This is a genomic window from uncultured Enorma sp. (assembly GCA_905210055.1).
In the GTDB taxonomy this organism is placed as follows: domain Bacteria; phylum Actinomycetota; class Coriobacteriia; order Coriobacteriales; family Coriobacteriaceae; genus Enorma.
On sequence record CAJLVH010000043.1, the window covers coordinates 1 to 12667 of the forward strand.

Consider the following 12667-nt stretch of genomic DNA (forward strand, 5'->3'; position numbering starts at 1 on the left):
GTCCGATCCCTCCTGCCGTGCCCGCGCCCGCGCGGCCGCCGGCTCCGACGCGCGCATGAGCGGATGCGCCATGCCCGTGGTCATCGTGTGCGGCTCGGGCAACCAGGGCATCACCGCCTGCCTGCCCGTTTTGGAATATGCCACAGAGCTCGGCGTGGACGGCGACCGGCTTCTTCGTGCGCTCGCCCTCTCCGACCTCGTATCCATCCATGTGAAGAGCTACATCGGCGCGCTCTCAGCGTTCTGCGGCGCGGTCTGCGCAGCATGCGGCGCGGGCGCGGCGGTGTGCTGGATGAGCGGCGGAACGCCTGCACAGGTGGGCGCCACGATCGTGAACACCCTCGGCAACGTGGGGGGCATCGTATGCGACGGCGCGAAGTCGAGCTGCGCCGCCAAGATCTCCGCCGCGGTGGATGCAGCGATCTTAGGGCGCGACATGGCCATGGCCGGCAGAAGCTTCCATGCCGGCGAGGGCCTCGTGCAGGATACCATCGAGGAGACCATCGCGAGCATGGGCTATGTGGGCCGCGTGGGCATGAAACCCACCGACGTGGAGATTTTGAACATCATGATCGGCAAGACCGACGTCATGTGAGGCCTGCGATCCAACAGGTTGATGCGAAACATGTTTCCTCCAACCCATATCGAAGCGCCTAACGCGTTGGGGACGGGGCCGGACGAATTGCATTCAGCACGTTCAGCCCCGTCCCCAACGCGTTGAGTAAAACAAAAAGCCGGTAGCGGATTCGCTCCGCCACCGGCTGGTTTTACATGGAGGCGACGCCCAGATTCGAACTGGGGGTAAAGGCTTTGCAGGCCTCTGCCTTACCACTTGGCCACGTCGCCGATGAAAAAGGCCGAATGTAAACATCCGGCCCGTCTCATGCAATGGAGCGGACAACGGGGCTCGAACCCGCGACCCCAACCTTGGCAAGGTTGTGCTCTACCAACTGAGCCATGTCCGCTTGCGAGGAAATACTATACGCAACTTTCCCCCGCCTTGCAAGCCTGAATTTTCACTTTTTTTGAACTCGCTCATTTTCGCTGGAAAACGGGATATCTTCCGTCATGAACCCTTTGCGACGCATCACATGGGAACACAGGCGCGGTACGGGTACAATGAGCTGCAGCACACCGTACGCACCACGTACCGGTATCTCATGCCAGCATCTCATGCGGGAGACCACATGTTCGTTATCTCTCTGTTCACCGTCACGCTCTTCCTCATCGCGCGCGGCATCCTCACCCTCGTCCAACGATATCTCGATGCGCGCGGCGCGGGCAGGTCGTTCAAGCGCATGCTGAAACAAGGGCGCATCGACGCCGGCATCTACGCAGACGCCATCTGGACGGAGGCCTCCTCCTTCGGCCGCACGAAACTCCGACCGAAGATTTCCCGCACGCAGCAGCGCGTTATCCGTGATGCACGCCGCGCCCTCCGCGAAGACTTCCTGAACGACTACGCTCCGGGCTTCTATCAGTACATCATCATCTTCCTCATCGCGTCCGTGCTGGGGCTCATCCTCGAAACCGTCTACATGTACACCATGTACGGCGTACTCGAAAGCCGCGTCGGCCTCGTATGGGGACCGTTCTCCCCGCTCTACGGATTCGGCGCCGTGCTTCTCACCGCTGTGCTCTGGCCCATCCGCAACGAGCCCATCTGGAAGATCTTCGTCATCTCCGCCGCAGTAGGCGGCACGCTCGAGCAGCTCGCCGGCTGGGGCATGGAGACGATCATGCATGCATGGTCCTGGTCGTACCTGCATTTCCCCGATCACATCACGCAGTGGGTTGCGTGGCGCTTCCTCATCATGTGGGGCGCGCTCGGACTTGCATGGTGCAAGCTCATCATGCCCGAGATGCTCTTCCGCATAGGCGAGCCCACCACGCGGCGCCAGGGAATCGTGGTGGGGCTCCTCACCGCGTTCATCGTGCTGGACATCGCCATCACGGTGCTATGCTTCTACCGCGCAGGCAAGCGACAAGAGGGCGTGCCGCCGAGAAACCCCATCGAGCACTACATCGACGACCACTTCGGCGACGAGTTCATCAGCGACACCTTCGAGAACCTCAATCTCGACCGCGACAAGCTCCCCCGCACGGAATGAGTCAAAACGGGACGGGTTCAAAACGTTACGCTTTGCTACCTTTGAGGACGGGTTCTGCTTCGGAGGCAGACATCGAGCGGCAATACTCATTTTTGAAGAATACTTCCAACGATAGGGGTACACCATGGAAAAGATCGCAAGCTTCACCGTTGACCACCTCACACTCGAACCGGGCGTCTACGTCTCGCGCATCGACCGCGACCCGGTGACGGGCGGCGCGGTCACGACCTTCGACCTGCGCCTTACCGCGCCCAACCGCGAACCTGTCATGAACACCGCCGAGGTGCACACCATCGAGCACTTGGGCGCAACGTTTCTGCGCAACGACGCCGAATGGGCGAGCCGCGTGGTGTACTTCGGTCCCATGGGGTGCCGCACGGGCTTCTACCTTGTAGTGTTCGGCGAAGTTGACGCACGCGAGGTTGTGCCGCTCGTTACAAGGCTCTTTGAGTTCATCTGCGCGTTCGAAGGCGAGATTCCCGGCGCCGCTCCCGAGGAGTGCGGCAACTACCTCGACCAGAACCTGCCTGCCGCGCAATGGTGGGCGCGCCGCTACCTGGAGGACACGCTCCGCGGCATCGACGACGCGCACCTGGCCTACGGCGCGTAGGCTCTAGGCTTCAGCGCTCGCCATTTTGCGCTCTTAGCTATTCCCGCTCTCCACGAAGCACATAATTCGAGTTTTTCAAAACTCACGCTTTACAGGACGCTCCCGCTTCGGTATATTATCCCTTGCGCTTACGAGCGCACCTAAGGGCGTTTAGCTCAGGGGGAGAGCGCTTCCCTGACACGGAAGAGGTCACAAGTTCAAATCTTGTAACGCCCACCATGAATTCGCAGGTCGGAGGCTATGAGCTTCCGACCTGTTTTGCTATGAGCCCACCGGGTAGCCGCCAAACAGTCCACCGACCTCAGAATGGCAGTGTCGACCCGGCGCATGTAACGCGTAAACTATATCTATGCAGCCAAGCCCTGTGCGACGGCTTCTGTCCACCCTTCAGTCGAAAGCGTCGCCGATTCCTCGGGCAATGTTACGCGCATCACTTCTGCACCCGATTCCTCGTCGATCACGATCACCTCGACGCCCCACTTCTCTACCCCGTCTGTCGCTTGCAGCGTCGCGCATATGCCAGGCAGCGCCATGAATGCCTCACCGACGAGCACCGGTTTATCGAGGAGCTCTGGGGTGGCATGTAGCGTGACGCATGTTCGATCATCCGAGACCTCGACAGCCGTCACCTCCTCGGCCTCTCGCAGCGATGCTGCATACCGATCAAGAGAACTTTCAAGATCTTCCCGATACGCTTCGAGCTGCTCGGACGTAAAGACAACGACAACGTCTCCCTCATCCACACGCCCTGCGAGCGCGAACCCCGGTTGTTCGGCCAGATCCTCCATCAGCTCGTCTGGAGTCATCGAGATGAACTGGAGCAGAGATGCAGACAGTCGAACCGTATGCACCCCTTCGAAGCCAGCATAGAAATCAACCGTTGGCTGCCATGCGTGCACATCCACGGGAAACGTGCTCTCGTCGTTCGGCGAGCCGATCCACGAGAGCACGATGTCATCGCCCTCAGCAGGAAGGTCTCCGTCGAACGCCGCCTCACCCTCTTCGCCCACCTCGAACGTTCCCCACGAGATCGAAAGATCGTCTGTGTGTTCAAGGATGCGAATCTGGGCGGTGTGGTCGTCCGCATCGACCGCGAGCACCTCGGCGCGCTCATAGCGGCTCACCGACCCGTTCTCTCCCCCTACCGCGCTCCCGTCACCGGAACACCCTGAAGCCAAGCAGACAAGAAGGACGAGCAGCAACGCGGCGAAGGGACTACGACGAGCCATAATCTTCCTCCTCCCAAAACATCGTGGGCACCGTCATGGGCTCGCCATACGAACGCGAGCGGCACCTCACACGTCAAGCAGTTTCACCAGCCGCGTCATGGTACCGCGCACGTCGGTACGGCGGCGTACCTCGACGCTATCCACCAACAGGCGCATGAGACGGATGCCGCGACCTCGCTCCTCGGTCTCAGCGGGCGCCTCATCGGGTGCGAGCTCGAAGCCGCAACCGCAATCGAGCACTTCGATCACCACGCGGTCACGGTACGCGCGCACGTTGAGTACGCAACCCGAAGCACAGGCATGGTCGTACGCGTTACCGAGCGCCTCGCTCGCGGCAAGCGCCGTGTCGTAGCGTGCCTCGCTCGTCATGGGCAAGCCGTCGAGAAGCTCCACGACGCGATGCCGATACGTGCCCAGATGTTCAACTCCTTCTTGTACCTGGATGCTCTTGCTCCAACGCGGCAGCTCCGCCGGGGCGAGCGCCGGGATGGGCGGGCGATCCGCCGCACTCACATGCAGAATGTCGATGAGCCGCGCGATCTGCAAAAACCGCGCTACAGCAGGAGACGCGTTCACGAGAGAGAGCAGACCGTCGTTCATCATGAGACGACGCGCACGAGAAAGGAGGAACGCCAGGCCGGTCGAGTCGATGAACCCCACATGCTCGCAGTTCACGATGATGCGCCGCGCTCCCGAGCCGATATACGAATCCAGCTCGTCACGCAGTGCGGGTACCGTCGCGATATCGATATCGCGCGGAGGCGCCAAGACCGCTATGTCGTTCCATTCACGCATATGCTCATGGTTCCCGCAGGCCGCGCGTTCTAATCAACCCTGTCGGCGATAGGCTTCAACGAATCGCGAAGAGCCATTCACGCCGTGCGTCCCCATTTTTGGCCAAAAACGAAAGGTTGGTGACACTTCCTCCCGGGGAATGAGGGTGCGGATCTCTCGTAGCTGGGATAACCGCGCCCCCTGCCTGGGCGGTGGGCGATGCGCACCCCCGTTTCCCGGGAGGAAGTGTCACCAACCTTTCGTTTTTGGCCATTCTCCGCAGCAAACTCCTCAGAGAGGGTTTCATACGGTTGTCTTGGCCGACAAGACCTACGCGAACTCGAGCGCCACGAGGGCGATATCGTCTTCGAGAGCGGAGTCGGTGAATGCGTCGAGCTCGTCGAGAACGACCTGGCAAAGCCCTCGCGCACCATCCGCGCCATGCGCGAGCAGGATGTCACGCAGGCGCTGCTCGCCGAAGAACTCGCCTGCAGCGTCACGCGCCTCGATGGCGCCGTCGGTATACATGAAGAGCACGTCGCCGGAGCCAAACGTGAATGAACCGCTCTGGAACGCCATGGTCTCGAACGCGCCGACCACACCGGATTGCGTGCTCAATAGCTCCGCTTCGCACACGCTGCCGCCTGGGGCGTCGGTCGTGTGCAGCAGCATCGAAGGCGGGTGCCCGGCAGAGCAGTACACGCCCTCGCCGCGGCGCAAATCGAGCTTGGCGACGAACATCGTCGCAAACGTCTCGACGCGCGAGAAACTCATGAGCATGGTGTTCAGCGCGCGCACCATCGCAACCGGGCTCATACCCTCCCAGGCGTACGCCGTGAGCGCGGTCTTCACAAGCGCGGACATCGACGCGGCCTCGATGCCCTTGCCAGAAACGTCGCCCAAGATCATGACAGCGCGGTCATCGGGCAAGCGCATGAGCGTATAGAAATCTCCGCCCACGAGCGCCTGGCGCGTAGCAGAGGAATACAACGAATCGCTGATGATGCCCGGCACCTCGCCCAGCGTGCTCCTCATGCCTGCCTGGAGCGTCTGCGCGATGCGCGTGGTCTCCGTGCGCTCCGTCGCATCGTTGCTGATGAGCTCGAAGTCGTGTGCCAAGCGCACAAGGTAGTCGAACTCGACGTCGTCGATTGGCTCCTGCGAGTCATCGCGCAGCAACAACAGCATGCTGGGCGCCGTGCTGCCCCAGGCAACGAGACCCGTACCGGAGCCGGCATCATCTTCCATAGCTCGGCGGACACGGCGATCGAGTTCGATGAACACACCTTGCTCGGGAAGGCCTTGGCTCGCGAGCCACGTTCCCACACGCGAGAGCCGCTCGACGCGGGTGATGCGGACGTTCTCCAGGTCGGCATCGGAGGCGCGCTCCGCCCCAGGATAGCCGGGAAACGCATCGCGGTTGAACGGGTTCACACGCGCTGCAGGAGCCGTCGTGGAGAAGAAGAGCTGGTCGATGTCTCCGGGTAAGGGAACGCGGCTCCCACCCTCGAAATCGAGCTCATAGACGCCAAGTTCGGTGTTGTAGGCGATGGGGCACACATGGCATGCGAGCACGCGGCGCACCTCGCCCATAGCTTCTGCCCATGCGATGCTCTGATCCTCGCCGGCGGCATATAAGGCGTCGCGCACCTGGTTGAGCGACCGCCCGAGCTCGGCGGCGCGGTTCGAGCGCATGCTCGTCACCAGGCTGATGAGCTCGATGGACAGGTAGTCGCACACGACCTCGATGACGTTCACGTCGTAGGCGCGCGAGGTCGTCGGCCGCTTCCAGCCCAGCTCCATGACGCCGAGCACCTGCGTGCCGAAGAACAAGGGCACGGCGATAAGCGTCTTGTAGGGCGGCATGTAGTGCGAGCGAAGCGTGCGGCTCTTGCGCGCGTCGAGGTCGTAAATCGAGCCGGACTCCGATTGAGCGTCTTCGCCGGGGCGCACCACGGAGAGCCGGCACGACGAGCCCTTCCTGAGCACATAGGTGGGGACGCCCACGCCGAAGGGAATGAACTCGGGAACGTAGTCGCGCTCCAGGCTCTTTGAGACGCCGCGCAGCTTGAAGCCGCCGCTCTCGGAGAAGTAGACCTCGGATCCATCGGCCTCGAGAGCATCGACGAGCTTGTTCAACACGGTATCGAGAAGCGCGGGGAGGCTTTCCGCGCCGATGGTCGACATGATGACCGAAAGCGTGCCCGAAAGGCGCTTATTCGCCGTCTGAAGCTCGGTGAGCACGCGACGCATCTGACGGTCGTACGCATACCGCTCCTCGAGGCTCCGCACGGTAAGAAGAGCCGACCCGCGGGCGCCGCGCTTCAGGATGCGGCGACGGAACGACCCCGAGCCGGAAATCTGGATGGCACGGACGAGCACCGGGATGAACGAACCGTCCGAGAGCTTAAGCATGAGCGTGCAGTCGCTGCCGTCGAGCGAAAATGGAAGCCGATGATCGGAGGAGCGTTCAAACGAATCACTGAACAGGAGGTCTTTGATATCCGCGTCGATGACGCGCTCGCGCGTCACGCCGGCGAGCTCCAAAAAGCGACTGTTCACATGGAAGATGGAGCCGTCGAATCCGCATGCGACGACGGCATCGCTCGTAAGCTCAGCGACACGCGTGAGCTCGGCAAGCTCGTCTCGGCCAGATGACTCCATAACACTCCCCTCCCCGACATCGCGTCGCGGCCTGCTCCCTCTATACCCCAAGCGATGCGCGAGCATGCCCTCTGCGAGGCGCCTCACAAGCTCGAGATAAGAAAAAAGCCTCCGAAGAGGCTCTGAGGATTCGATGGTGTCGGAGGCGGGACTTGAACCCGCATGACCGAAAAGTGGTCACTAGCACCTCAAGCTAGCGCGTCTGCCAATTCCGCCACTCCGACAAAAGCAGCAAGGAGTATATTACCCAACCACCCCTCGATGTGCAAGGGGGAATTTTAAGAAATCCGTGCGGAGCCTCTGCGTCACCTCGGAGCTCCGTTGCCGGCGCTAATCGCCGAGTTGAGCCGTGGCGAGGCCGATGCGACCTTGCGGATCGATCGAAAGCTCCTCGACGCGCTCCGAGCCCACATAGGGCGTCGCTTGGAACATGAGCGGGATGACCGGGCAATCGCGACCGACGGTGTTATCGACATCTTGCAGCAGGGAAATGCGCGTCGTCTCGGACGCGACCGTACGCGCTTCGGCAAGCTGCTCATCCACGTTGTCGTCGCGGTAACCAGACACGTTCGTCGACGCATCGCTGCCCGAAAAGAAGAGCGGGAACAGTACGCCGTCCATCACAGGCGCGTCGGTCGCCCAATCCATGCGCACGAGATCGAAGTCCCTCGCCGCGACGCGCCGGCGCAGCTCCTCAAGCTCGACACCCTCCGCCTCGCACACGACGCCCACCTCGGCAAGGTTTTCGACGATGGCCTCGATGATCTCGCGGTGCCCGCCGTCGGCATGGTAGAGCAAGCGCACTGTGAGATCGCGCATGCCCTCTTCAACCACCGGATAGGAGGTTTCAAGCAGCTCCTCCGCGCGCTCGCGGTCGAGCGCCGCATACGGCCACGCCGCCTCGCGATATCCCTTCACCGCGGGCGGGATCACGCCGTCTGCAGCGATGTGCGTCTCGCGATAGAGCGTCCCCGCGAGGTAGTCGCGGTCGATCGCGAATGAAAGGGCACGGCGAACATCGGCGTTATCGAGCGGCGATGCCAAGCAGTTGCAGGCGAGCATGCTCGTGGCAAGGCCCGCACAGCACACGAAGCGCCTCCCGCGCATCATGACGTTGCCGTCTTCCGGCCGGCCATGGCTCGACGCGGCACCGCTCGCTTCGCGCACTGGGCAACGGCACACGTCTGCAACGCCCGTCTGGAAGAGCTGATACCCTTCCTCGATGTCCTTGGCGAGTTCGACCCGTACCGAAGAAAGCGTCGCAGACTCGCCTGCATAGTCCTCGAACCGCACGAGCTCGATGGCGCTGGTCTCTGGCTCCCAGGCGGCGGCGAGCCGAAACGGCCCGTTGCCGATGGGTTGGCGCGCAAACGCCTCGGCATCATCCTCCGCCGCTGCAGGGACGGGTCCCAGCGCGGGATGCGCGAGCACATAAGGGAAGTCCGCGTACGGCGTGCGCAGCGCCACACGCAGCGTCTGGGCATCCGGACAGGTAACGCCCGCTAATTCGCGCGCATTCCCCCGCCTGAGCTCTTCGAACCCTTCTATGACAGAGAGCATGCTCGCAAGGCTCGAAGAAGCGCCCGCTACTGCGGCCGCAGCACTCGCGGGGTTCACGATGCGCTCCCACGCGCGCTTGAAGTCCTCGGCAGTCACCGCCTCTCCGTTATGGAAGACGGCATCGCGCAGGTGGAACGTGAACGTGCGCGCATCTTCAGACGCCTCGAAGCGCTCCGCTGCGAGGCACGAGAGCTCGCCGGAATAGAAATCGTAGGAGGTAAGGGAATCGAAGAGCTGCCACGCAAGGGTGAGCGCGCTCTCGTCTTGCGCGCCATAAAGGTCGAGCGTGGCGGGCGCGATAAGGCTTATCGCAAGCGGACGGGCAGATTCGATATCCGCGCTTCCGGGGTCTTCCGCTGTAATGAGTCCGCACGCCGGCAGCATCCCAAGCGCGCAAACCCCGAACGCACCTCCAAGAAACGTCCTGCGATCGATCATCCTCGCCCCTTTCGCACTCATGAGAATCTATGTCCAGGACAGAGATTATCACGTTACACCATCTGTTGGACGAACAAGGAACCGCACAACCCCGTAAACGCAGGGAGCCCCCGCTTCCTCCCGAGCGATTCCGCAGCCGCGCGACCAGTTCCCCGAAGAGGAACATGGTCGCATGTGGCGAGGACAAGCGAGGGAGGAAGCGGGGGCTCCCGGTCAGCCTACAGATCGATATGCGTTTCCTTGATCGGGAACTTCTCCGCGAAGTGGCACGCGCAGCGATGACCCGGCGCGACCTCGCGCAACTCGGGCACGTCCTTACTGCAGATCGCCTGCGCGATGGGGCAGCGCGTGTGGAAACGGCAACCGGTCGGCGGGTCGATGGGCGACGGCGGATCGCCGGCAAGGATGATGCGCTCGCGCGTCTTCTGCACGTCTGGATCGGGCACCGGGACGGCGGAGAGCAGCGACTGCGTGTAGGGATGGTGCGGCTCGGTGTAGAGCGTCTTCCAGTCGGAAATCTCCACGATCTTGCCCAAGTACATCACGGCCACGCGGTCGGAGATGTGCTGGACCACGGAAAGGTCGTGCGCGATGAACAGATACGCGGTGCCGTAGCGATCCTGCAGGTCCTTGAGCAAGTTCAGCACCTGCGCCTGAATCGACACGTCGAGCGCCGAGACCGGCTCGTCGCAGATGATGAGCTTGGGACGCAGGGCGAACGCGCGGGCGATACCGATGCGCTGACGCTGGCCACCCGAGAACTCGTGTGGGTAGCGGTTGATGTGCTCCGGGTTCAGACCCACGACGTCAAGCAGCTCGCGCACGCGCTCAAGACGCTCTTCCTTCGTGCCCACGCCGTGGATGGTCATGGGCTCGGAAACGATCTCGCCGATCGTCATGCGCGGGTTCAAGCTCGCGTACGGATCCTGGAAGATGAACTGCATGTCGCGACGCAGGTGCTTGAGCTCCTTGCGGTTCATCTTCGCCACGTCGTGACCCTGGAAATACACATGGCCGGTCGTGGGCTTCGTGAGGCGCATGATGGAGCGGCCGGTCGTGGACTTACCACAGCCGGACTCGCCCACGAGGCCGAACGTCTCGCCGGCGTTGATCTCGAACGACACGTCGTTCACAGCGGACACGACGCGCTTGGAGAACCTGCCGGCGAGCATGCCCGCCTCCGCAGGGAACTCCTTGGTGAGGTGCTCGACCTTGAGCAGCGGCATGTTCTCGGTGTTCTCGGCCATTTATGCCTCACCTCCCATCGAATCGGTGTCGAGCACGTCGGGCGTGCCGGTCGCGATCTTGCCACGCGAGCGCGACGTATCAGGGGCGTTCTTCAGGAACTCCGGGTCGTCGGCGAAATGGCACGCGGAATAGTGACCGGTCTCGGTCGTGTAGTGCTCGGGGAGCTTCTCGTGGCAGACGTCCACGGCGTACGGGCAGCGCGGCGCAAACGGGCAGCCAGAGGGAAGGTTCACGAGCGACGGCGGATTGCCATGGATCGGCGTGAGCGGCTTCTTCTCGTCGACCGCCTGCTCCGGAATGGAACGGATGAGGCCCCAGGTATAGGGGTGGCGGCTCTCGTAGAAGATCTCGTCGGCGGTACCGAACTCCACTGGGCGACCGGCGTACATGACCATGATCTTATCGGCCATATCCGCCACGACGCCCAAGTCGTGCGTGATCATGATGATCGCGTTGCCGTTCTTCTGCTGCATCTCCTGCATGAGCTCGATGATCTGCGCCTGGATGGTTACGTCGAGAGCCGTGGTGGGCTCGTCAGCGATGAGGATGTCCGGGTCGCAGGCGAGCGCCATGGCGATCATAACGCGCTGGCGCATACCGCCGGAGAACTGGTGTGGGTACTCGTTCACGCGTTTCTCGGGGTTAGGGATGCCCACCAGTCGCAGCAGCTCAACGGCGCGCTCCTGGGCCTCCTGCTTGGAGTAGCCGCGATGCAGGCGCAGCCCCTCGCCCACCTGACGTCCGATTTTGTAAACCGGGTTCAAGGACGTCATGGGGTCCTGGAAGATCATGGCGATGTCGTTGCCGCGAATGTGCTGCATCTCCTCCTCGGACTTCTCGAGGAGCGACTCGCCGCGGTAGAGGATGTCGCCGCCCTCGATCTTACCCGGGGGCATGTCGATGAGGCCCATGATGGTCATGTGGGTGACAGACTTGCCCGAGCCGGACTCGCCCACCACGCCAAGTGTCTCGCCGCGGTCGAGCGTGTAGGAAACGCCGTCGACTGCGTGTACCACACCATCCTCGGTGTGGAAGTACATCTTGAGGTTGTCGACCTCGAGCAGGTGCTTGCCCTCAGGGATGGGCTTCGTCTTAAGGTCGACGTAGTTCGTGTTCTTTTTCTTTGCCATGACTTACGCATCCTTCATCTTGACGTCAAGGGCATCGCGCAGGCCGTCGCCGAGCAAGGTGAAGGCGAGCACGGTGGTGAGGATGGCGAGACCCGGCATGACCATCATCCACGGAGCCGTGGTGAGGAAGGTCTGCCCCTCCTGGATCATGGCGCCCCACGAAGGTTGCGGCGGCGTCACGCCCATGCCGAGGTACGACAGGGCAGCCTCGGTAAGGATGGCGGAGCCGATGTTCATGGTTGCATAGACCACGATGGAGGCCACAGAGTTCGGGAAGATATGGCGCGCCACGATGCGCAGGTCGGAAGCGCCCATGGAGCGCGCAGCGTCGACGTAGTCGTTCTCCTTGACCGATAGGATCGCCGAACGGAATACGCGCGCGATGGACGGCCAGCCCAGGATACCGATGGCGATGAACACGTTTTGGATGCCGTTACCGATGACCGCGATCATCGCAATGACGAAAAGCGTGTAGGGGAAGGCCAGGAAGATGTCGGCCAAGCGCATGATGATGGTATCCCAGATGCCGCCGTAGTAGGCCGCGAGCGCACCCATCACAAGACCGATGACAGTCGAAATGGCCGTGGCGATGATGCCGACGGAAAGCGAAATGCGAGAGCCGTATACGACGCGGCAGAGGATGTCGCGACCGGTGACGTCGGTGCCGAAGGGATGCTCGAGCGAGGGCGCGAGAAGCGTGTTCTGCGCCATGTCGGTCGTGCTCGCATAGAGCGGGTCGCCGAGCAATTGCTGCGCCCAGAGGTCGGCCGTGAGCGCTACGATCGCTACGAAAAGGATCCATACCACAGCGACGATGGCAAGCTTGTTCTTGCGCAGGCGCTTCCAGGCATCACCCCACAGGGTACGCGACGAGCCACCGGAAACCTGGGCGGTAGCCACAGG

General features: G+C 62.4%; 10 protein-coding genes and 4 tRNA genes. 4 read left to right on the forward strand and 10 right to left on the reverse strand.

Annotation, left to right across the window (positions count from 1 at the left end):
* Positions 1–595: L-serine ammonia-lyase, iron-sulfur-dependent, subunit alpha (locus QZ079_RS04395; RefSeq protein ID WP_297035573.1), on the forward strand; the 595-nt coding region annotated here is incomplete at its 5' end.
* A gap of 177 nt (positions 596–772) precedes the next feature.
* Here the strand turns inward: QZ079_RS04395 and QZ079_RS04400 are convergent.
* Both QZ079_RS04400 and QZ079_RS04405 read right to left on the reverse strand, forming a co-directional pair.
* Positions 773–846, reverse strand: a tRNA-Cys gene (locus tag QZ079_RS04400).
* A 43-nt stretch (positions 847–889) separates the two neighbouring features.
* Positions 890–965 (reverse strand) — tRNA-Gly (locus tag QZ079_RS04405).
* 222 nt (positions 966–1187) lie between these two features.
* Here QZ079_RS04405 and QZ079_RS04410 point away from each other — a divergent pair.
* From QZ079_RS04410 to QZ079_RS04420, 3 genes are all read left to right on the forward strand, one after another.
* Positions 1188–2111, forward strand: a complete 924-nt coding sequence (locus tag QZ079_RS04410) for a putative ABC transporter permease (protein WP_297035576.1) — start codon at positions 1188–1190, stop codon at positions 2109–2111.
* Between the two features lie 124 nt (positions 2112–2235).
* Complete coding sequence (locus tag QZ079_RS04415) at positions 2236–2721, forward strand: S-ribosylhomocysteine lyase (protein WP_291288433.1); 486 nt, start codon at positions 2236–2238, stop codon at positions 2719–2721.
* Positions 2722–2865: 144 nt separating this feature from the next.
* Positions 2866–2940, forward strand: a tRNA-Val gene (locus tag QZ079_RS04420).
* A gap of 128 nt (positions 2941–3068) precedes the next feature.
* On the opposite strand, the gene QZ079_RS04425 is transcribed toward QZ079_RS04420, so the two are convergent.
* The 8 genes from QZ079_RS04425 to QZ079_RS04460 form a co-directional block, all read right to left on the reverse strand.
* Positions 3069–3950: a hypothetical protein gene (locus tag QZ079_RS04425; protein ID WP_297035581.1), complete on the reverse strand. Its 882-nt coding sequence runs from the start codon at positions 3948–3950 to the stop codon at positions 3069–3071.
* Between the two features lie 66 nt (positions 3951–4016).
* Positions 4017–4745, reverse strand: a complete 729-nt coding sequence (locus QZ079_RS04430; protein ID WP_297035584.1) for an anti-sigma factor antagonist — start codon at positions 4743–4745, stop codon at positions 4017–4019.
* Positions 4746–5054: 309 nt separating this feature from the next.
* Positions 5055–7388 (reverse strand): GAF domain-containing SpoIIE family protein phosphatase, encoded by a 2334-nt coding sequence (locus QZ079_RS04435; protein ID WP_297035587.1) that lies wholly within the window; start codon positions 7386–7388, stop codon positions 5055–5057.
* Positions 7389–7522: 134 nt separating this feature from the next.
* Positions 7523–7612 (reverse strand) — tRNA-Leu (locus tag QZ079_RS04440).
* A 106-nt stretch (positions 7613–7718) separates the two neighbouring features.
* Positions 7719–9386 (reverse strand): ABC transporter substrate-binding protein, encoded by a 1668-nt coding sequence (locus tag QZ079_RS04445; RefSeq protein WP_297035589.1) that lies wholly within the window; start codon positions 9384–9386, stop codon positions 7719–7721.
* Positions 9387–9604: 218 nt separating this feature from the next.
* Positions 9605–10633 (reverse strand): ABC transporter ATP-binding protein, encoded by a 1029-nt coding sequence (locus QZ079_RS04450; protein WP_297035592.1) that lies wholly within the window; start codon positions 10631–10633, stop codon positions 9605–9607.
* The gene (locus QZ079_RS04455; RefSeq protein WP_297035594.1) at positions 10634–11764 is read right to left on the reverse strand and encodes an ABC transporter ATP-binding protein; all 1131 of its coding nucleotides are present in this window, start codon (positions 11762–11764) and stop codon (positions 10634–10636) included.
* 3 nt (positions 11765–11767) lie between these two features.
* On the reverse strand, positions 11768–12664 hold the full coding sequence (locus QZ079_RS04460; protein ID WP_297035597.1) for an ABC transporter permease: 897 nt from the start codon (positions 12662–12664) through the stop codon (positions 11768–11770).
* Between the last annotated feature and the right edge of the window lie 3 nt (positions 12665–12667).